Source organism: Streptomyces sp. NPDC048142, from assembly GCF_043202835.1.
Classification (GTDB): Bacteria; Actinomycetota; Actinomycetes; order Streptomycetales; family Streptomycetaceae; genus Streptomyces.
Genome location: NZ_JBIDBC010000019.1, coordinates 25644 through 45215 on the forward strand (window position 1 = coordinate 25644; position 19572 = coordinate 45215).

The 19572-nt window shown below is 72.9% G+C and carries 16 protein-coding genes; 5 read left to right on the forward strand and 11 right to left on the reverse strand.

From position 1 onward, the window contains the following. Positions 1-145 precede the first annotated feature (145 nt). Together ACGF2Y_RS22960 and ACGF2Y_RS22965 are read left to right on the forward strand one after the other, a co-directional pair. Positions 146-1393, forward strand: a complete 1248-nt coding sequence (locus tag ACGF2Y_RS22960; protein ID WP_392950471.1) for an MFS transporter — start codon at positions 146-148, stop codon at positions 1391-1393. Beyond that, a complete protein-coding gene (locus ACGF2Y_RS22965) occupies positions 1350-2672 on the forward strand; it encodes a D-arabinono-1,4-lactone oxidase (protein WP_392950474.1) in 1323 nt (440 codons plus the stop codon). The genes ACGF2Y_RS22960 and ACGF2Y_RS22965 overlap by 44 nt, the downstream gene beginning before the upstream one ends. Before the next feature lie 93 nt (positions 2673-2765). Here ACGF2Y_RS22965 and ACGF2Y_RS22970 read toward each other — a convergent pair whose 3' ends face one another. Next, complete coding sequence (locus tag ACGF2Y_RS22970; RefSeq protein WP_392950477.1) at positions 2766-3908, reverse strand: hypothetical protein; 1143 nt, start codon at positions 3906-3908, stop codon at positions 2766-2768. Positions 3909-4403: 495 nt separating this feature from the next. Between ACGF2Y_RS22970 and sepH the strand changes: the two genes are divergently transcribed. Next, positions 4404-5459, forward strand: coding sequence for a septation protein SepH (gene sepH, locus ACGF2Y_RS22975; RefSeq protein ID WP_392950480.1), 1056 nt, complete (start codon positions 4404-4406; stop codon positions 5457-5459). 87 nt (positions 5460-5546) lie between these two features. On the opposite strand, the gene ACGF2Y_RS22980 is transcribed toward sepH, so the two are convergent. Beyond that, the gene (locus ACGF2Y_RS22980) at positions 5547-6377 is read right to left on the reverse strand and encodes a sulfurtransferase (RefSeq protein ID WP_392950483.1); all 831 of its coding nucleotides are present in this window, start codon (positions 6375-6377) and stop codon (positions 5547-5549) included. A 236-nt stretch (positions 6378-6613) separates the two neighbouring features. Here ACGF2Y_RS22980 and ACGF2Y_RS22985 point away from each other — a divergent pair, with 236 nt between their 5' ends. Next, positions 6614-7405 carry a VOC family protein gene (locus tag ACGF2Y_RS22985; protein ID WP_392950485.1) on the forward strand — a complete coding sequence of 264 codons (792 nt, stop codon included), beginning with the start codon at positions 6614-6616 and terminating at the stop codon, positions 7403-7405. Between the two features lie 205 nt (positions 7406-7610). Here ACGF2Y_RS22985 and ACGF2Y_RS22990 read toward each other — a convergent pair whose 3' ends face one another. The 5 genes from ACGF2Y_RS22990 to ACGF2Y_RS23010 all read right to left on the reverse strand — a co-directional run bounded on the left by ACGF2Y_RS22990 (position 7611) and on the right by ACGF2Y_RS23010 (position 14013). Further along, the gene (locus ACGF2Y_RS22990; RefSeq protein WP_392950487.1) at positions 7611-8087 is read right to left on the reverse strand and encodes a hypothetical protein; all 477 of its coding nucleotides are present in this window, start codon (positions 8085-8087) and stop codon (positions 7611-7613) included. Between the two features lie 327 nt (positions 8088-8414). Next, positions 8415-9089, reverse strand: coding sequence for a thymidine kinase (locus ACGF2Y_RS22995; protein WP_392950489.1), 675 nt, complete (start codon positions 9087-9089; stop codon positions 8415-8417). A 47-nt stretch (positions 9090-9136) separates the two neighbouring features. Further along, positions 9137-10324: an alkaline phosphatase family protein gene (locus tag ACGF2Y_RS23000; protein WP_392950492.1), complete on the reverse strand. Its 1188-nt coding sequence runs from the start codon at positions 10322-10324 to the stop codon at positions 9137-9139. Then, positions 10324-10920: a DUF5998 family protein gene (locus ACGF2Y_RS23005; RefSeq protein ID WP_047179211.1), complete on the reverse strand. Its 597-nt coding sequence runs from the start codon at positions 10918-10920 to the stop codon at positions 10324-10326. Before ACGF2Y_RS23005 ends, ACGF2Y_RS23000 begins: the two co-directional genes overlap by 1 nt. Positions 10921-10971: 51 nt before the next feature. Further along, the gene (locus ACGF2Y_RS23010; protein ID WP_392950495.1) at positions 10972-14013 is read right to left on the reverse strand and encodes a GNAT family N-acetyltransferase; all 3042 of its coding nucleotides are present in this window, start codon (positions 14011-14013) and stop codon (positions 10972-10974) included. A gap of 172 nt (positions 14014-14185) precedes the next feature. On the opposite strand from ACGF2Y_RS23010, the gene ACGF2Y_RS23015 reads away from it, so the two are divergent. Next, positions 14186-14467, forward strand: a complete 282-nt coding sequence (locus ACGF2Y_RS23015) for an HPr family phosphocarrier protein (protein ID WP_360778346.1) — start codon at positions 14186-14188, stop codon at positions 14465-14467. Between the two features lie 178 nt (positions 14468-14645). On the opposite strand, the gene ACGF2Y_RS23020 is transcribed toward ACGF2Y_RS23015, so the two are convergent. From ACGF2Y_RS23020 to ACGF2Y_RS23035, 4 genes are all read right to left on the reverse strand, one after another. Next, positions 14646-15353, reverse strand: coding sequence for a GntR family transcriptional regulator (locus ACGF2Y_RS23020; protein ID WP_392950499.1), 708 nt, complete (start codon positions 15351-15353; stop codon positions 14646-14648). Positions 15354-15532: 179 nt separating this feature from the next. Next, complete coding sequence (locus ACGF2Y_RS23025) at positions 15533-16348, reverse strand: M23 family metallopeptidase (protein WP_392950502.1); 816 nt, start codon at positions 16346-16348, stop codon at positions 15533-15535. Between the two features lie 432 nt (positions 16349-16780). Next, positions 16781-18151, reverse strand: a complete 1371-nt coding sequence (locus ACGF2Y_RS23030) for a M16 family metallopeptidase (protein ID WP_392950504.1) — start codon at positions 18149-18151, stop codon at positions 16781-16783. Positions 18152-18177: 26 nt separating this feature from the next. Beyond that, positions 18178-19551 (reverse strand): M16 family metallopeptidase, encoded by a 1374-nt coding sequence (locus tag ACGF2Y_RS23035; protein ID WP_392950507.1) that lies wholly within the window; start codon positions 19549-19551, stop codon positions 18178-18180. Positions 19552-19572: the final 21 nt, after the last annotated feature.

Below are 19572 nucleotides of genomic sequence, written 5' to 3' on the forward strand. Positions count from 1 at the left end.
AAACCCCGGGGCCGCGCACCGGGGCCACTCCCCCGGCCCCCGAAATCCGGTGTCCGGCGCATCCGTAATCCGGTGTCCGGCACATCTACCCGGCGTAAGCTGTATCGGCCGCCCATGCGCCTGACAGGCACGACCGGAGTCCCCCTTGCCCAGCCCCTACCGCGCCATCTTCGCCGCCCCCGGTTCCAAGGGGTTCTCCGCCGCGGGCTTCTTCGGCCGGATGCCGTTGTCCATGATGGGCATCGGTGTCGTGACGATGATCTCCCAGCTCACCGGCCGCTACGGACTGGCCGGGGCGCTCTCCGCGACCCTGGCGATGTCGGCGGCGGCCTGCGGCCCCCAGGTCTCCCGGCTGGTCGACCGCTACGGGCAGCGCCGGGTGCTGCGCCCGGTCACGCTGGTGGCGGTGGCCGCGGTGGCGGGTCTGCTGGTCTGCGCCCAGCAGGGGGCGCCGGAGTGGACGCTGTTCGTCTTCGCGGTGGGCGCGGGCTGTGTGCCGAGCGTGGGGTCGATGGTCCGGTCCCGCTGGGCGGCGATCCACCGGGGCTCCGCCCGGGATCTGCACACCGCCTACGCATGGGAGTCGATCGTCGACGAGGTGTGCTTCATCTTCGGCCCGATCATCTCCATCGGTCTGTCCACCGCCTGGTTCCCGGAGGCCGGACCGCTGATCGCCGCCGCCTTCCTGCTGGTCGGCGTGTTCTGGCTGACCGCGCAGCGCGCGACCGAGCCGGTGCCGCACCCGAAGTCGCAGCACACCGGGGGCTCGGCGCTGCGCTCGCGGGGCCTCCAGGTGCTGGTGGCCACCTTCGTGGCGACGGGCGCGATCTTCGGGGGCGTGGACGTGGTGACCGTGGCCTTCGCCGAGGAGCGCGGCCACAAGGCCGCGGCCTCCCTGGTACTGGCCGTCTACGCGCTCGGCTCCTGCCTCGCGGGGGCCGTGTTCGGGCTGCTGCACCTGAGGGGAAACCCCTCGACCAGGTGGCTGGTGGGTGTCTGCGCGATGGCCGTGAGTATGATCCCCCTCCAACTGGCCGGGAACCTTCCGTTGTTGGCCGTGGCTCTCTTTGTCGCGGGTCTCGCCATCGCACCGACGATGGTCACCACCATGGCCCTCGTCGAAGCGCACGTACCGCGCACCAAGCTGACCGAGGGCATGACCTGGACCAGTACCGGGCTCGCGGTCGGGGTGGCGCTCGGCTCCTCGGCCGCCGGCTGGGTGGTCGACGCCGCCGGGGCGAAGGCGGGGTACGCGGTGCCCGCAGTGGCGGGAGTCCTCGCGGCGGCGGTGGCGTTCCTGGGGTATCGCCGGCTGGCCGGGCCGGCTGCGACGGGAGGGCGCGGGGAAGATGACCGACACCTACGCACGGACGACGACGAGCGCGTGGCGTAACTGGGCGGGCACCGTCACCGCCCGGCCCGCCCGCACCGAGTCCCCCGCGTCCGTGGACGAGCTCGCGGACGTGCTGCGCCGGGCGGGCGCGGAGGGCCTGAAGGTGAAGCCGGTCGGCGCCGGCCACTCCTTCACGGCGGCGGCCGCCACGGACGGGGTGCTGATACGCCCGGACCTGCTCACCGGGATCCGGGACATCGACCGTACGGCGATGACCGTGACGGTGGAGGCGGGCACTCCGCTCAAGCGGCTCAACACCGCACTCGCCCGCGAGGGCCTGTCGCTCACGAACATGGGCGACATCATGGAGCAGACGATCGCCGGGGCGACCTCCACCGGTACGCACGGCACGGGCCGCGACTCGGCGTCGATAGCGGCGCAGATCCGCGCGCTGGAGCTGGTCACCGCCGACGGCACGGTGCTGCGCTGTTCGGCCGGGGAGAACGCGGAGATCTTCGCCGCGGCCCGGATCGGGATCGGCGCCCTCGGGGTGATCACCGCCGTCACCCTCGCCGTGGAGCCGATCTTCCTGCTGACCGCCCGTGAGGAGCCGATGAGCTTCGACCGGGTCGCCGCGGACTTCGATTCCCTGGTCGCCGAGAACGAGCACTTCGAGTTCTACTGGTTCCCGCACACCGGGAACTGCACCACCAAGCGCAACAACCGCAGCGCCGGTCCGGCCGCCCCGCCCGGACGGGTGAGCAGCTGGATCGACGACGAGCTGCTGTCCAACGGGGTCTTCCAGGTCGCCTGTTCGCTCGGCCGCACGGTCCCGGCGGCGATCCCCCCGATCGCCAGGCTCTCCAGCCGGGCGCTGTCGGCGCGTACGTACACCGACATCCCGTACAAGGTGTTCACCAGCCCGCGCCGGGTGCGGTTCGTGGAGATGGAGTACGCCGTTCCGCGCGAGCGGGCGGTGGCGGCGCTGCGGGAGCTGAAGGCCATGGTCGAGCGGTCACCGCTGAAGATCAGCTTCCCGGTCGAGGTGCGCACCGCGCCCGCCGACGACATGGCTCTGTCGACCGCCTCGGGCCGGGACAGCGCGTACATCGCCGTCCACCTCTACAAGGGCACGCCCCACCGCGCGTACTTCACGGCGGTCGAGCGGATCATGACCGCGCACGCCGGCCGGCCGCACTGGGGCAAGATCCACACCCGGGACGCGGCCTATCTGGCGGAGGTCTACCCGCGCTTCGGCGAGTTCACCGCGCTGCGCGACCGGCTGGACCCGGACCGCCTGTTCGGCAACGACTACCTGCGGCGCGTGCTCGGCGACTGAGTTCCGCCGGCCCCGGTACGCCGTCGGCCCCGGCTCCTCCCGATCGGGAGGGGCCGGGGCCGACGCGTGTCACGCGCCGTGCCGGTGCGTCGGTCACCCGGCGTCGGTGCCGGGCGGGTCCTGCTCCCCCTGCCCGGGGGCGACGCCCGTGCCGGTCGAGGGCTCGTCGGTTCCGGCGTCGCCGGGGGTCGAGGGGGTGGGCGGCGTCGGGTCGGGCGTGGGCTCGCCGCCGTCGCCGGAGGGCGTCGGGGTGGGGGTGGGCCCGGTGGTCGGGTTCTCACCGCCCGTGCCCGTACCGGAACCGGGGCTCTCGCCGCTGCCGTCGCCGTCGTCCGTGGCGGGGGCCGAACCGGTGCCGCTGCCGGGGGTCGGCTGCTGCTCGTCCCCTGCCCCGTCCCGGCCGGTGTCCCCGGAGGGCTCGGGGTCGGCGGGCCCGGAATCCCGGTCGTCACCGCCGCGTACGACGGAGCTGAGCGTGGTGCCCTGGCCACCGCTGAGGTCGTTGCCCGAGATCACCTCGAACGCGGTGATCCCGGCCATGGAGACGGCGAAGACCGCGGCCGCCGCGAGCGCGGGCCGCTTCCAGCCGCGCAGCCGGGTGCCGTGGGTGACGCCGTCGCCGAACGCGTCGTCGGCGACGGCCGGGCCCGCTCCGGCCTGCGGGAGCGCCCGCGTACGGTCACCGGTCTGCGGGAGCACGTGCGTACGGTCACCGGCAGCGGCTCCGGGAGCTCCGCCCGGCGGGACGCGGAGCATCCGGGTCCGCGCGTCGCCCAGGTCCAGCAGCTGCGTCCGGTCGGTGTCGACGGGCCTCAGCGGCCGCGTGCTCTCCGCGTCCCGGCCCGCCTCCGGGACCGCGCCCGGGTCGACCGTGGGCAGCAGCGTGGTGGCCTCGTCGGACGGCCCCGGCTCGGACCGCCGGGCGGCGGCTCTGTGCCCCGCGGGTGTCGTCTCCTTCGTGTGCACCGTCACCTGGCGGCCCTCCGGGTGGGTCACCTGGACCGTCACCTCGCGGATCTGCTCGCCGGTGCGGCGGAAGAAGTGCTGGAAGACCGAGCCGCCACAGGTGGCGACGACGCTCATCACGCCCGCGCCGGCGATCGTGCCGTACACGCCCAACTGCGAGGCCAGCACCGCTGCCGCGACAGCCGCCACGGCACTCCCGGCGACCTGCGGGAGACTCAGATCTATGCGCCTTTCCTTGGGTTCTGCGTCACTTTCCGGCTTCTGAACCATTACCAGCCCCTGCTTGACATCTCTCCCACCCTGCACCAGGAAGGGACAAATGAGCGAAGTGGATAGTTCCGTTTCCGGTGATTGTGTGAAGCACGACACGCACCAGGCTCGTTTCACGCAGAACTGGGTATCTCAACTCCCGCGCCCCGCGAGAACTTCGGCGGCGCGCCGGTCCACCCCGGTGGCCCGAATGGAGTACTGTGACGAGCCCTGGGGCGGACTCCGACGTGGGAATCCGCGGCCACCGGAGGGGACCGACAGCGGCACTCGAACCGGTGGAGTGAAGGCATCATACGGGTGCTTGCTACGCAGAGCGGCCAAATCGGTCACTTTGGGTCGCAATGGGCAACCGTGTCATGGCGGCGCACCAGGACGAGCGCCCGACACGCCGGGCAACTTGGCAAGGTTGTGGCAGGCTGCACCCGGGCAGGTCACACTCGACTAGCGGAAGCAGCGACGCACGTGACGTCGGCAGGCACCACCCGGGAGGTTCCCATGCCCGAACTGCGTGTCGTGGCCGTCTCCAACGACGGCACACGACTGGTGCTCAAGGCTGCGGACAGCACGGAGTACACGCTTCCGATCGATGAGCGGCTGCGCGCCGCCGTGCGCAACGACCGCGCCCGGCTCGGCCAGATCGAGATCGAGGTGGAGAGCCACCTCCGGCCCCGCGACATCCAGGCCCGTATACGGGCCGGTGCCTCCGCGGAGGAGGTCGCCCAGTTCGCGGGCATCCCCGTCGACCGTGTACGCCGCTTCGAGGGCCCTGTGCTCGCGGAGCGCGCCTTCATGGCCGAGCGGGCCCGGAAGACTCCTGTGCGCCGTCCCGGCGAGAACACCGGCCCCCAGCTCGGCGAGGCGGTGCAGGAGCGTCTCCTGCTGCGCGGCGCCGACAAGGAAACCGTCCAGTGGGACTCGTGGCGCCGCGACGACGGCACCTGGGAGGTCCTGCTCGTCTACCGGGTCGCGGGCGAACCGCACTCGGCGAGCTGGACGTACGACCCGCCCAGGCGGCTGGTCCAGGCCGTGGACGACGAGGCGCGCTCGCTGATCGGCGAGACCGACGACGTCGCCGCGCCCGAACCCAGCTTCCCGTTCGTGCCCCGGATCGCCCGGCTGCCGCGCGACCGGCCGCTGGACCGGGCCCTCGACCGGCAGATCGAGCGGCCCGCCCCGGCCGCCGCCGAGCCCGAGGAGTACGTGGGCAGTGCCTCGGCCGGTGAGCGCGACTCGCTGACCAGCCTGCTGGAGGCGGTGCCGAGCTTCCGCGGCGACATGGTCGTCCCCGAGCGGCCCACGCAGCCCGAGCCACCGGCGCTCGAACCGGCGGCGGAAGCCGAGGCGGACGAGCCGCCCGCCGCCGCTTCGGCGGGTGCGGGGTCCGCGTACGCGGACGTGCTGATGCCCCGGGCGGTGGCCGGTCACCGCGACCGGCTGACCGGGACGACGGACCGTCAGGCCGAGGCGGACGGAGTCCGGCCGGGCCGCCGGGCCGCCGTGCCGAGCTGGGACGAGATCGTCTTCGGCACCCGGCGCAAGAAGCAGGACTGACCGGGAATGACGACCGGTGGGAGCGGGGTCCGTACGCGGTCGCGTACGGACCCCGCTTCCTTACCGTTCGCCCGCCGCGCGGCGGGACTACTGGGGCTCGGGCCCGGTGGCGACCGGCCGGGAGGGGTCCGAGGACCACTCGGACCAGGAGCCGGGGTACAGCACGCCGCGGAAGCCCGCGATCTCCAGGGCCAGCACCTCGTGCGCGCCGGAGACCCCGGATCCGCAGTAGACGCCCACACCCTCGGGGCTTCCCTCCGCCCCCAGTCCGGCGAACCGGGCGGCGAGCCGCTCGGGCGGAAGGTAGCGCCCGTCCTCGTCGACGTTCGACGTGGTCGGCGCGGAGACGGCCCCCGGGATGTGGCCGCCGACACGGTCGATCGGCTCCACATCGCCCCGGTAGCGCTCCGCCGCGCGGGCGTCCAGCAGCAGACCCGACCGGGCGAAGGCCGCCGCACTTTCCGCGTCCAGCGTGGGCAGGGACCCGGGCTTCGGCCGGAAATCGCCCTCGGCGGGGTGCGGGATCTCGGTGGAGAGGCCGCCCGTCCAGGCGGCGAGGCCGCCGTCCAGGACCCGTACGTCCTGGTGTCCCGTCCAGCGCAGCAGCCACCAGGCTCGCGCCGCGGCCCAGCCCTGGCCGCCGTCGTACACCACGACGGGGGTGTCCTGGCCGACCCCGGCCCGGCGCATCGCGGACCCGAAGGCCTCCGGATCCGGGAGGGGGTGGCGGCCGCCGTCGCCCGCCGGACCGGCCAGTTCCGTATCGAGGTCGACGTAGACCGCGCCGGGCAGATGGCCGGCCTCGTAGTCGGGGCGGCCGTCGGGGCCGCCGAGCTGCCAGCGGACGTCCAGGAGCACCGGCGGCCGCGGCCCGGCCGACTCGCTCGCGCATTCGGATGCGGTGATGATGGGCTTCATGGGTGCCATCCTCGCGCAGCGGCCCTGGCACCCGTAACAGCGTCACCGGGGACGGCCGGCGGGAATCCGGCCGTCCTTCGCCGAGAACCCGGTCGACGCGGCGCGGCCGGTACGCCTCCCGCGCCCGGGGGTGCAAGCATCTGCACGGGGCACGCGGACCGCTTCCCGACCCGGGACGGCGTACCTGTCCCGTTCCCCCGCACGGCCACCACAACGGTCCGAGGAGAGAGAAGACGATGACCGAGGCTGCCGCCCGGCGTACGCCCGGAACACCTTGCTGGGTGAGTCTGATCGTGCACGGCCTGACCGCGACGCAGGAGTTCTACGGAGCCCTGTTCGACTGGGAGTTCCGGCCGGGCCCCGAGCAGCTGGGCCCCTACGTCCGCGGGCTGCTGCACGGGAAGGAGGTCGCGGGCATCGGCCAGCTGCCGCCCGACCGGCATCTCCCGATCGCGTGGACCACCTACCTGGCCACGGACGACGCCGACGCCACCGCGGAGGCCATCCGCTCCTGCGGCGGGACGGTCGCGGTCGGCCCGCTGGACGCGGGCGAGGCCGGGCGGCTCGCCATCGCCTCGGACCCGAGCGGGGCGGTCTTCGGCATCTGGCAGGGCGCGGAGCACATCGGCACGATGACGGCGGGCGTGCCCGGCACCCCCGTCTGGAACGAGTTGGTGACCCAGGAGACCTCGATGGTCGCGAAGTTCTACCAGACGGTCTTCGGCTACGAGACGGAGGCGGTCGTCTCGGCCGACTTCGACTACCAGACCCTGCACCTGGACGACGTCCCGGTGGCGTCCCTGCACGGGGTCGGCCACGCGCTGCCGCGCGACCGGGGGCCGCACTGGATGACGTACTTCGAAGTCGCCGACACCGACCTGACCGCGGCCCGGGTGGTGGAGCTGGGCGGGCGCATCCTGCAGCCGCCGCGCGAGGGTTCGAGCGGCCGGCTGGCGACGGTCGCGGATCCGGAAGGGGCCGTGTTCACGGTCATCCGGTCCGCCGGGAGCGGGCCCGGCGAAAGGTGAGGGTTCTCCCACGGCCAGGAGCGTCCATCGCGCCGAACCCGCTCGCGCCCGTCTCGTCGGCATGGCCGTCGAAGTGCCCTCCGGCTGGTCCGGGCCGCCCGCGGGATGACCCCATGAAGCAGCAGCCGCCCCCGTGGTAGGCGCGGGGTGCGGTTCCGCACCGGATCTCCGGCCAGGAACCGCACCCTGTCCGGTCAGTGGGCCGTCACAGGGCCCGCAGGTAGTACTTGGTGCGGAATCCGCTGCCGGTCGAGCAGCTCAGAGTGGACTGTGTGTTCGTGTAGGTGAAGCCGGAAGGCACCGTGCAGGCCCACAAACCGGTCTTCGGAGTCTTCAGGTAGTACTTGGTGCGGAATCCGCTGCCGGTCGAGCAGCTCAGAGTGGACTGCGTGTTCGTGTAGGTGAAGCCGGAAGCGGTCGTGCAGGCCCACAGTCCGTCCTGGGGAGGCTGCACGTAGTACTGCGTTCTGAAGCCGCTGGTGGAACAGCTCAGAGTGGACTGCGTGTTCGTATACACGTAGCCGGGCGGAATCGTGCAGGACCAGAACCCGGCGGCCGCGGTGCCGGACGAGGCGTTGGGTGCGGCGGCAGGCGTGGCCGTCGCGGGGGCAATGACTGCGCCGAGCAGAGCGAAGGCTCCGACGAGGCCGAGCAGCAGCATCCGCAGTTTCGATCGCACCATGGGGTGAGCACTCCTTGTTGGTCGTCCTACGGGCAGAACCAACGGGTGGGGGCCCGGCCCGGGGTCTGACCCGTTGCCCCGGCCGCCGCGTCGTGCATGCTCCGGAATGCTGACAGCCACACCCCCGGGCGGCAACGTGCCCCTCTGGCCGTCGCACAGATCCAGCCGTGCGGGGCACTGCCGGTGACCTGCGCCCCCGCTCAAGAACGCAGGTACGAGACGGGTTTCACGACTGGTCATGGCGGCCGGAAACCTCCCGGCCCACGACAGCTCCGCTGCCTGCCAACCGGTGCGGGCTCACCGGCACCGGCCGCAGGGCTTCGTCGATCAGCCCGCCTGATGACACCGTGGCTGGTCGGGAGCGACCGGCAGAACGTCCGGCGACAGTGTGCCCGCACGTGCCGCCGCACCGGTCGTTCTGCGCTGGTGGTGCCGGCGGCACAGCACCTCGTAACCGACCTCGCCCGCCTGCCGGTTGACGTCACCGACGACGACCTGGGCGCCCTCGACGACCATCTCGCCGTCCACCGTACGGGCGTTGTGCGTGGCGCGGGCGCCGCACCAGCAGAGCGCCTCGACCTGGAGCGCCTCTATGCGGTCGGCCAGTTCGATCAGCCTCTGGGAGCCGGGGAACAGCTTGGTGCGGAAGTCGGTGGTGATGCCGAAGGCGAAGACGTCGAGCCCCAGATCGTCGACGACGCGGGCCAGTTGGTCGATCTGGTCGGGGGCGAGGAACTGTGCCTCGTCCACGATCACGTAGTCGACCCGGCCGCCCCGGCTGACCCGGCCGACGATGTGCGCGTACAGGTCCATGCCCTCCTCGGCCTCGACGGCGTTCGTCACCAGGCCGAGCCGGGAGGAGAGCTTGCCCTCCCCCGCGCGGTCGTCCCGGGTGAAGATCACACCCTGGAGCCCGCGTGCCGAGCGGTTGTGACCGATCTGCAGGGCCAGCGTGCTCTTTCCGCAGTCCATGGTTCCGGAGAAGAACACCAGCTCGGGCATGAGAGGTCGAGCACCTTTCGGAGGGGGGCGGGTACGGCGGGAGGGGGCTAGGAGCGTACTTCGAGGAGCGGAACGAGCTGTTCCACGGGGGTCAGGGAGCCGTGCACGCCGGCCATCGCCGACTCGTGCGGCTCGTTGACGGAGGCCGTGATGATCACGTCGTCGTGGGCGGCGGCGACCACGTCGCCGATCCGTCCGTACACCCGCTCGTCGACCGTCGGCCCGAACCAGCCCGCCGCGATGGCCTCGTCCCGGCTCGCGATCCAGAACTGCTCGCCGAGCACCTCGCGCCAGACGGCCAGGACGTCCGCGTGCGCGCCCGGCACCGCGTACACATGGCGGGCGCGGCCCTCGCCGCCGAGGAGGGCGACACCCGCGCGCAGCTCCCAGTCCTCGTCGAAGTCGATCCGGGACTGCTCGTCGAACGGGATGTCGATCATGCCGTGGTCGGCGGTGATGTAGAGCGCGGAGCGCGGCGGGAGCTGCTCGGCGAGGCGTCGGGCGAGCCCGTCGACGTACATCAGCTGACCGCGCCAGGCGTCGGAGTCGGTGCCGAAGCGGTGGCCCTTGCCGTCGACCTCGCTGTAGTACGTGTAGACGAGCGAGCGGTCGCCGGCGGCCAGGCGCTGGGCGGCGACGTCCATCCGCTCCTCGCCGGACAGCCGGCCGAGGAAGGAGCCTCCGCTGAGCGCGACCTTGGTGAGGGGGGTCTGCTCGAACGTCGGCGCGGAGACCTGCGCGGTGTGCACGCCCGCGGCGTCGGCGAGCTGGAAGACCGTGGGGTAGGGCTGCCAGACCTTCGGCGACGTCCACGGCCTCCAGCGGAGCTGGTTCATCAGCTCGCCGGTCTCCGGGTTGCGCGCGGTGTAGCCGGGCAGGCCGTGCTCGCCGGGCGGCAGCCCCGTGCCGACCGAGGCGAGCGAGGTCGCGGTGGTGGAGGGGAAGCCCGCGGTGAGCGGGCGGCCGGTGCCGCCGCGCGAGGTGGGGAGCAGCGAGTGCAGGAACGGCGCCTCGTCCGGGTGCGCGATGATCTGCTCCCAGCCGAGTCCGTCGATCAGGAAGACGCAGTTGCGGTCGGCCGGACTCAGCTCGGGGATCGCGGCGGTGAACCCCGGCACCTCCTGTCCGGCGACGAGCGTCGGCAGCAGGTCGGCGAGCGATCCGCTGCCGTACTCGGGCACGGGCGCGGTGTCGAGGGACAGCGGGACGGGGTCCTGCCAGACGGGCTGGGCCATCAGCGGCCGGTCGCCGCGGTGGCGGCCGTGGCCTCGGAGAGCGACTGGGCGAAGGCGAGGGTCTGGCGCACGGCGTCGGGGCCGTCACCGGCCTCGCTGACCCGCAGGCTCAGGTCGTCGGCGGTGGAGCTGCCGGTGTAGCCGTGGTCGGCCTCGCAGTTCGTGTCGCCGCAGGCGGCGGGCTCCAGGTCGATCCGGGAGACCGCGCCCCAGCCGATGGTGAGGACGACCTCGCGGGGCAGGGTGCCCGGGACGTACTTCTCCGGGTTGGCCACGACGCGGCTGACCACGACGGAGGAGATCCGCTCCAGCTTGACCGACTCGGTGGAGGTGGTGGCGTACGGCGTCGGCGAGCTGGTGTCGGCGGCCTGCTCGTCGGTGTGGCTGACGATGAACCGGTGCTCGGTCAGGACGAGGACCGTCACATGACGGCGCACCTCGTTGGAGTCGAACGTGGTCTCCTGGTGCACCAGGTACGAAGCGACCGGTTCCCCGCCGACGGCGGCCTCCACCGCCTCGGCCACGAGGGCCGGGTAGTAGCCGCTGCGCTCGATCGCCGCGCGCAGCCCCTGGGTCGTCGTACCGGTCTTAGCCATGAGGACCATCCTACGGCGGACCGGTGACTGCCGGGGACGCCCCGGTGGGCCTCAGTAGTTCGGAAGGCGGCGGGGACCGAGGTCGCCCCGGGCGGGCGGCGGGGCGAGCCGGACGCTCGCGCCGAGCACGGTCACTCCGTGCGGGGCGACGACGACCGGTTCGAGGGCGACGGAGACCACCTCGGGGTGGTCGTCGACCAGCCGGGACAGCCGCAGCAGCAGTTCTTCGAGCGCGGCCGTGTCGACCGGGGCCGAACCCCGCCAGCCGAACAGCACCGGGGCCGCTCTGATGGACCGGATCAGCTCGGCGGCGTCGCGGTCGGTGGCGGGGACCAGCCGGTGCGCGGTGTCGCCGAGCAGTTCGGAGGGCGCGCCCGCGAGGCCGAAGGAGAGGACTGCCCCGGCGGCCGCGTCGATGGAGGCCCGCACGACGGTGTCCACGCCGCGCGGAGCCATCGCCTGGATGACGGGGAGCAGTTCGGCGGGCTTGCCGAGGAGGTCGGTCAGCTCTCCGTACGCCCGGCGCAGCGCCTCCTCGTCGGCGAGGTCGAGGCGGACCCCGCCGAGGTCGGCGCGGTGGCGCAGGTGGGGCGCGGTGGTCTTCAGCGCGACGGGGTAGCCGAGCCGGGCCGCCGCGGCGACGGCCGCCGCGGGGTCCGGGGCGGGCAGGGTGGGGAGGACGGCGATGCCGTAGCGGCCGAGCAGTTCGCGGGCCTCGTCGTGGGTGAGGGGGCGCCCGCGCGGGTCGGGGGCGGTGGCGAGCTGTGCCTCGATCAGGGCGGCGGCCCCGGGCTCGTCGATGGTGTCGTCGAGGAACTCGGGGATCTTGCCGGGCACGGCCGCCTGACGCCGCCACTGGGCGTACTTCACGCTCTCGGCGAGGGCCCGTACGGCGCGTTCGGCGGCGGGGTAGGCGGGGATGCGGCCGGGGCCGGTGGTGGTGGCTTCGGGGGTTTCGGGGGTTTCGGGGGTGGTGCTTGCTTCCGGGGCGCCGGGGGCTTCCGGGGTGGTGCTTGCTTCCGGGGTGGTGCTCGCTTTCCGGTCGGCGGGCGTGGCCGGGGCGGTGCCCGTACCCGGGCCTGTGCCGGTACCGCCGGTGCCCGTACCCGTGGCCGTGGCCGTGGCCGTGGCCGCGCCCGTACCCGTACCCGGGCCAGTGGCCGGGCCGGTCGCGGTGGGGGCCTGGGCGGCGGGTGTCACCGTGCGGGGGCGTGGCGCGGCCGTGCTGGATGCGGCGGCCAGTGCCTCGGCGAGGCCGCCGATCTCGACGTGCACGACCGCCACCGGCTTGGCCGAGCCTCCGGCCACGGCCTTGTGCAGGGCGGCGGCCAGCACCTCGCCGTCGCCGGTCTCGGCCTCCCCGTTCTCCCCCACCCACGGGATGGCGGTGACGATCACGGCGTCGCAGGTCCCGTCCGCCAGCGCCTCGGCCAGCGCGTCCCGGAAGTCCTGCGGGGAGGCGGCCGTGGTGAGGTCGATCGGCGGGCGCGGGCGCAGCCCCTCGGCCAGGCAGGCGTCGTACGTCAGGAGGCCGAGGGACTCGGAGTTGCCGAGGATGGCGACCCGGGGGCCGGCCGGGAGCGGCTGGCCCGCCAGCAGGAGTCCGGCGTCGACCATCTCGGTCACGGTGTCGACCCGGATGACACCGGCCTGGCGCATCAGCGCGGAGACCGTGGCGTCGGGGATGCGGCTGACCGGGACCGCGTGGCCGGGCGGGGTGGAGCCGCTGTGCCGGGCGCCCTTGACCACGACGACGGGCTTCACCGCGGCGGTGCGGCGGGCGAGGCGGGTGAACTTGCGGGGGTTGCCGAGCGATTCGAGGTAGAGCAGGGCGACGTCGGTGTCCGGGTCCTCGAAGAAGTACTGGAGGACGTCGTTGCCGGAGACATCGGCCCGGTTGCCGGCGGAGATGAACGAGGACAGACCCGCGCCACGCCGGTGGAGGCCGGAGAGCAGGGCGATGCCGATCGCGCCGGACTGGGTGAACAGGCCGATCCGGCCGCGGGCGGGCGACTCGGGGGCGAGCGAGGCGTTCAGCCGGACGGACTCGGCGGTGTTGATGACGCCGAAGGCGTTCGGGCCGATGATCCGCATGCCGTACGAACGGGCCTGGCGGACCAGTTCGCGCTGGAGTTCGCGGCCCTCGGCACCCCGCTCGGCGTATCCGGCGGAGAGGACGACCAGGCCCTGGACACCGTGCTCCCCGCAGTCGGCGACGGCCTCGGGGACCCGGTGGGCGGGGACGGCGATCACCGCGAGGTCGACCCGCTCGTCGATCTCGCCGAGCGAGCGGTGGGCGGGGACCCCGTCGAGGCTGGCGAGATCCTCGTCGAAGGCGCGGTTCACCGCGTACGTACGGCCGGTGTAGCCGGAGGCGAGGAGGTTGCGCAGGACCGTGCGGCCCACCCCGCCGGGGGCGCGGCCGGTGCCGATGACCGCGACGGAGCCGGGGGCGAGCAGACGCTGCACCGAGCGGGCCTCGGCGCGCTGTTCGCGGCCGCGCTGGACGGCGAGGGACTTCTCGGTGGGTTCGAGGTCGAGGGTGAGGTGGACGGAGCCGTCCTCGAAGCTGCGGCGCTGGGTGTAGCCGGCGTCCCGGAACACCTTGATCATTTTGTTGTTGGCGGGGAGCACCTCGGCGGCGAAGCGCCGGATGCCGCGCTCGCGGGCGACCGCGGCGATGTGTTCGAGCAGGGCCGAGGCGACTCCCCGGCCCTGGTGGGCGTCCTGGACGAGGAAGGCGACCTCGGCCTCGTCGGCGGGGGCGGAGGCGGGGCGGCCCTGGTCGTTGATGCGGTCGAAGCGGACCGTTCCGATGAACTCGCCGCCGATCGTGACCGCCAGTCCCACCCGGTCGACGTAGTCGTGATGGGTGAAGCGGTGCACGTCCCGGTCGGACAGTCGCGGATACGGGGCGAAGAACCGGTAGTACTTCGACTCGTCGGACACCTGCTCGTAGAAGCTGACCAGTCGCGCGGCGTCGTCCGTGGTGATCGGCCTGATGCGTGCGGTGCCACCGTCACGGAGCACCACGTCCGCTTCCCAGTGGTCGGGGTACGCGTGATGCGGACTCTGCTCCGGCGTGGGCTCCATGGGCAAAGCCTACGGTGGGGATCCCGGTCGCGGCGGGGTCGGCGCCGGGGCAGTCTGAGGAGGCCCGGACCGGGGCGGCCGGAGCACGGGGCCGGACGGGAGGCCGGGCACAGCATTGCGCACTGCATGAGAGACTGGTCTAGACAACCGTTGATATGTGAAGGGCAGAACCATGGCTGAGCGCCGCGTAAACGTCGGTTGGGCCGAGGGCCTGCACGCCCGCCCCGCTTCCATCTTCGTCCGTGCCGCCACGGCCTCCGGCGTCCCCATGACGATCGCCAAGGCCGACGGCAACCCGGTGAACGCCGCCTCCATGCTCGCCGTGCTCGGGCTGGGTGCGCAGGGCGGCGAGGAGATCGTGCTCGCGTCCGACGCGGACGACGCCGAGGCCGCTCTGGACCGGCTGGCGAAGCTGGTCGCCGAGGGCCTGGAAGAACTTCCCGAGACTGTCTGACCCCACCGGCTCCGGCCCGGCCGGATGCGACAGTCGCGAGAGCCGTGATCCTTTGAAGGGATCACGGCTCTTTCGCCTTCCGAGGAATAGCGGCGCTTGATAAATAGCGGCGCATCGATAATTCGGGCAGCACACAGGGTGCCCCGCAATTCACTCCTCTTTGTATACGGCTCTCTTGTTAATGGCGGACTCCCGCGGTGTTTACGTCATGTTGCGAGGTGCTCACACGGGGAACGGGTGCGGTGCGCCGCCCCGGCAGATCCGGGCGGCGCAGCCGGTGGGTCCCGGTGGCGCGTTCCGCGTGCAGAGCGGTCAGCGCCCTCGCCCGTTCCGCGTCGCCGCGCGCCACGGCGTCCACGATCGCGCCGCGCTCGGCCCAGGCGTCGGCCGGGCGGGCCGGCTGCTCGACCGCGTACATCCAGGCGATCTTGTGCCGGAGCTGGGTGAGCAGCGCGATGAGGCCGGGGCTGCCGGAGGCCTGGGCGAGGGTCTCGTGGAACCAGCCGCCCAGTGAGCGCAGATCCTCGCCCTCGCCCCGGCGGGCCCGCTCCTGGCCCAGTCTGACCAGACCCCGGAGCACCTTCAGATGGGCTTCCGTGCGGCGCTGGGCGGCGCGTGCCGCGCCCAGTGGCTCCAGGAGCATCCGCATCTCCAGGAGGTCGGCCGCCTCCTGCACGGTGGGTTCGGCGACACAGGCGCCGGCGTGTCTGCGGGTGACCACGAAGCCCTCGGACTCCAGCGTGCGCAGGGCCTCGCGGACCGGGACGCGGGAGACCCCGTAGCGGCGGGCCAGCAACTCCTCGGTGAGGCGGCTGCCCCGCTCGTGGACACCGGAGACGATGTCGTCACGGATTGCCGTGCATACCGAATGCGCGGGAATGCGCATGTCCGAACCTCCGCCTTGATCCCCCGCGAAACGCGGCCGCCCGACGCCTGATCCGTGACTCTATTGCAATCTGCCGGAATTTCCGATGGCAGGCCGGAATTCATGGATGTCTTCAGGCCGGAATTGCCGAAGGCCCCGGCGGGTGCCGGGGCCTTCGGGCGGGGTCGGGCGGGAGCGGGTCAGACGTTCAGACCGTGGGAGCGCAGGTAGCCGACGGGGTCCATGTCGGAGCCGTAGTCGGGGGTCGTGCGGGCCTCGAAGTGCAGGTGCGGGCCGGTGGAGTTGCCGGTGGAGCCGGAGAGGCCGATCTGCTGGCCGGAGGAGACGCTCTGGCCGACGGAGACGCCGATCGAGGAGAGGTGGCCGTACTGGGTGTACGTGCCGTCCGTCATCCGGAGCACGATGTTGTTGCCGTACGCGCCGCCCCAGCCGGCCTCGACGACCGTACCGGCGCCGACCGCGACGACGGAACTGCCGGAGGGGGCCATGAAGTCCACGCCGGAGTGGCTGCCGGAGGACCACAGCGAACCGCCGGCCCTGTAGCCGGTGGTGACGTGCGAGCCGGCCACCGGGAGGTGGAAGGCGCCCAGCCGGGCGCGCTCGGCGGCGCGGGCGGCACGGGCCTTCTCCTCACGGACCTCCTTGGCACGGGCCTCGGCCTTGCGCTCGGCCTCCGCCTTCGCCTTGGCCTTGGCCGCCTTCGCGCGGGCCTGTGCGGCGGCCTCGGCCTTCGCCTTCACGATCGCGTCGGCCTGCCGCTGCTGGGCCTGCGCCTGTGCGTCGATCTGGTCGGCGAGGGTGGCGTCGAGGGCGATGGCCTGGGTGAGACCGGTGTCGGCGACCTCGGTGGCCCCGGCGTCCGCGGCGAGGGCCGGGGAGGCCATCGAGCCGATGACTCCGGTGGTGGCCAGGGCCGCGATGCCGACGGCCTGGGCGCTGCGGCGCGTGCGGCGGCTCGGGGCACGGTGCTTCCCGGTGGCACGGGTGAACGCCATGGAGGGGCTGATCCTTTCCTTCCTTCTCGCCTACCGGGTTAGCAGGGGGCACCCCCTGGCCCTTTAGGCCTTGGGGGAGGGTTCGGAGCAGGAAGGTCTCCTACGGATCCCCGCGCCGGTCACGGCACGGGCCTCCGATTCACCCCAGGGACTGCGTGGGTCCCCGGCTCCCCAGGCTCGCGCCTGACGGGGACTCGGCGATGGCTGCCCGGCGCCGCGGATGCGGCATACGGGTGACGGACAGCCGGGCCGACGGTAGGCGGGGCGACTTCCCATCACCAAACGGACAAGGGGATTTGTCGCGCATCCCACAGGGCAGACAGGCAACCTCTCCCCCAAAGCGGGTGAAGTTCGCCAATCGGGCAAAAAGGGAGAACCCCGACGAACTTTCGTCCGTCGGGGTCCTGTTCGCGGCGGTGCGCCACAGATGTGTCAGCCGGTGACGACGGACACCTCTCCGATGCCGAGCGCCCGCACGGGCTCCTCGATCTGCGCGGCGTCCCCCACGAGGACCGTGACCAGCCGGTCGACCGGGAAGGCGCTGACCACGGCGGCGGTCGCCTCCACGGTGCCCGTCTCGGCGAGCCGGGCGTAGAGCTGGGCCTGGTAGTCGTCGGGGAGGTGCTGCTCGACCTGGTCGGCCAGCGTGCTCGCGACGGAAGCGGCGGTCTCGAACTTCAGCGGGGCGACGCCCACCAGGTTCTGCACGGCCGTCTCGCGCTCGGCGTCGGTCAGCCCCTCGGCGGCCAGCGTCCGCAGGACCTTCCAGAGGTCGTCCAGCGCCGGTCCGGTGGACTCCGTGTCCACCGAGCCGCTGATCGCGAGCATCGCCGCGCCGCCCGAGTCGGGGCCGCTGGAGCGCAGCACCTGGGCGAAGGCGCGCACCCCGTAGGTGTAGCCCTTCTCCTCGCGCAGCACCCGGTCCAGCCGGGAAGTGAGGGTGCCGCCCAGGCAGTACGTGCCGAGCACCTGCGCGGGCCACACGCGCTCGTGCCGGTCGGCGCCGATCCGGCCGATCAGCAGCTGGGTCTGGACCGCGCCGGGCCGGTCCACGATGACCACGCGGCCGGTGTCGTTCGCGGTGATGGGCGGCACCGGGCGGGTCTGCCCGGCGTTGCCCGACCAGTCGCCGAGGGTCTCCGCCAGCAGCGCGTCCAGGTCGATGCCCGTCAGGTCGCCGACGATCACGGCCGTCGCGGTGGACGGGCGGACATGGGCGTCGAAGAAGGCACGCACGGCGGCATCGTCGATCCGCCGGACCGTCTCCTCGGTGCCCAGACGCGGGCGGGACATCCGGGCGGTGGCCGGGAACAGCTCCTTGGAGAGCTGCTTGGCGGCGCGCCGGGACGGGTTGGCCTGCTCGTGCGGGATCTCGTCGAGGCGGTTGCCGACGAGGCGCTCGATCTCGCTCTCGGCGAAGGCCGGAGCCCGCAGCGCCTCGGCGACCAGACCGAGGGCCTTGGCCAGCCGGGAGGCCGGGACCTCCAGGGAGACCCGGACGCCGGGGTGGTCGGCGTGCGCGTCGAGCGTAGCGCCACAGCGCTCCAGCTCGGCGGCGAACTCCTCGGCGCTGTGCTTGTCGGTGCCCTCGGAGAGCGCCCGCGACATGATCGTGGCCACGCCGTCCAGCCCCTCGGGCTCGGCCTCCAGCGGCGCGTCCAGGAAGATCTCCACCGCGACGACCTGCTGGCCGGGGCGGTGGCAGCGCAGCACGGTCAGCCCGTTGGGCAGGGCGCCGCGCTCGGGCGCCGGGAAGGCCCAGGGGCGGGCCGTGCCGGGCGTGGGCTGCGGGTGGTACTCCATGGCTACTCCAGTCACGGCGGCGTCGCTCACTTGTCCGCCCCCTCGTGCGCGTCGGTGCCCTCGGTGCCTGCCGCGTCCTCGTCGGCCTCGTCGGCCGGCTCGATGGGCTCGTACACCAGCACCGCCCGGTTGTCGGGGCGCAGGGCCGCCTCGGCCGCCGCGCGCACCTCCTCCGCGGTGACGTCCAGGACGCGGCCCACGGCGCTCAGGGCGAGCTGCGGGTCGCCGAACAGGACCGCGTAGCGGCACAGTTCGTCGGCACGGCCGGCGACCGTGCCGAGCCGGTCCAGCCACTCGCGCTCCAACTGCGCCTGGGCCCGCTCCATTTCCTCGGGGGTGGGCCCCTCGGCGGCGAACCGGGCCAGCTCCTCGTCGACCGCGGCCTCGATCTGCTCCACCTCGACGCCGCCGGACGTCTTCACGTCCAGCCAGCCCAGCGAGGGCGCCCCGGCGAGCCGCAGCAGCCCGAAGCCCGCCGCCACCGCCGTACGGTCGCGGCGGACCAGGCGGTTGTGCAGCCGGGAGGACTCGCCGCCACCCAACACGGTGAGCGCCAGGTCGGCGGCGTCGCAGGCGCGGGTGCCGTCGTGGGGGAGGCGGTAGGCGGCCATCAGGGCGCGCGCCGGGACCTCCTCGTGGACCACTTCGCGCAGCTGCTCGCCGATGGTCTCGGGCAGCGTCCCGTCGCGCGGCGGCTGCTTGCCGTCGTGGGAGGGGATGGAGCCGAAGTACTTCTCGATCCAGGCGAGGGTCTGCTCGGGGTCGATGTCGCCGACCACCGAGAGCACCGCGTTGTTGGGCGCGTAGTACGTACGGAAGAACGTGCGGGCGTCCTCCAGCGTGGCCGCGTCCAGGTCGGCCATGGAGCCGATCGGGGTGTGGTGGTAGGGGTGGCCCTCGGGGTAGGAGAGGGCGGTCAGCTTCTCGAACGCGGTGCCGTAGGGCACGTTGTCGTAGCGCTGGCGGCGTTCGTTCTTGACGACGTCGCGCTGGTTCTCCATGGACTCCTCGTCGAGCGCGGCGAGGAGGGAGCCCATCCGGTCGGCTTCGAGCCAGAGAGCCAGTTCCACCTGGTGGGTGGGCATGGTCTCGAAGTAGTTGGTCCGCTCGAAGCTGGTCGTCCCGTTGAGCGAGCCGCCGGCCCCCTGGACGAGCTCGAAGTGACCGTTCCCCTTGACCTGTCCCGAGCCCTGGAACATCAGGTGCTCGAAGAGGTGAGCCAGACCGGTGCGCCCCTTGACCTCGTGGCGCGAGCCGACGTCGTACCAGAGGCAGACCGCGGCGACCGGGGTCAGATGGTCCTCGGAGAGCACCACACGCAGGCCGTTGGCCAGGCGGTGCTCGGTCGCTGTCAAGCCGCCGGAGCCGGCCTGTGCGGTGGCCGTGTGACCCATGGGCATGTACGTCCCTTCGATCGCGAT

Bases quoted from the DNA above. Each gene is read 5' to 3' on its own strand.
- ACGF2Y_RS23025 (WP_392950502.1), bottom strand. From the start codon at position 16,348: ATGGCGTTCACCCGTGCCACCGGGAAGCACCGTGCCCCGAGCCGCCGC.
- ACGF2Y_RS23035 (WP_392950507.1), bottom strand. From the start codon at position 19,551: ATGCCCATGGGTCACACGGCCACCGCACAGGCCGGCTCCGGCGGCTTG.
- ACGF2Y_RS22985 (WP_392950485.1), top strand. From the start codon at position 6,614: ATGACCGAGGCTGCCGCCCGGCGTACGCCCGGAACACCTTGCTGGGTG.
- ACGF2Y_RS23010 (WP_392950495.1), bottom strand. From the start codon at position 14,013: ATGGAGCCCACGCCGGAGCAGAGTCCGCATCACGCGTACCCCGACCAC.
- ACGF2Y_RS23005 (WP_047179211.1), bottom strand. From the start codon at position 10,920: ATGGCTAAGACCGGTACGACGACCCAGGGGCTGCGCGCGGCGATCGAG.
- sepH (WP_392950480.1), top strand. From the start codon at position 4,404: ATGCCCGAACTGCGTGTCGTGGCCGTCTCCAACGACGGCACACGACTG.
- ACGF2Y_RS22990 (WP_392950487.1), bottom strand. From the start codon at position 8,087: ATGGTGCGATCGAAACTGCGGATGCTGCTGCTCGGCCTCGTCGGAGCC.
- ACGF2Y_RS23015 (WP_360778346.1), top strand. From the start codon at position 14,186: ATGGCTGAGCGCCGCGTAAACGTCGGTTGGGCCGAGGGCCTGCACGCC.
- ACGF2Y_RS23000 (WP_392950492.1), bottom strand. From the start codon at position 10,324: ATGGCCCAGCCCGTCTGGCAGGACCCCGTCCCGCTGTCCCTCGACACC.
- ACGF2Y_RS22980 (WP_392950483.1), bottom strand. From the start codon at position 6,377: ATGAAGCCCATCATCACCGCATCCGAATGCGCGAGCGAGTCGGCCGGG.
- ACGF2Y_RS22970 (WP_392950477.1), bottom strand. From the start codon at position 3,908: ATGGTTCAGAAGCCGGAAAGTGACGCAGAACCCAAGGAAAGGCGCATA.
- ACGF2Y_RS23020 (WP_392950499.1), bottom strand. From the start codon at position 15,353: ATGCGCATTCCCGCGCATTCGGTATGCACGGCAATCCGTGACGACATC.
- ACGF2Y_RS23030 (WP_392950504.1), bottom strand. From the start codon at position 18,151: ATGGAGTACCACCCGCAGCCCACGCCCGGCACGGCCCGCCCCTGGGCC.
- ACGF2Y_RS22995 (WP_392950489.1), bottom strand. From the start codon at position 9,089: ATGCCCGAGCTGGTGTTCTTCTCCGGAACCATGGACTGCGGAAAGAGC.
- ACGF2Y_RS22965 (WP_392950474.1), top strand. From the start codon at position 1,350: ATGACCGACACCTACGCACGGACGACGACGAGCGCGTGGCGTAACTGG.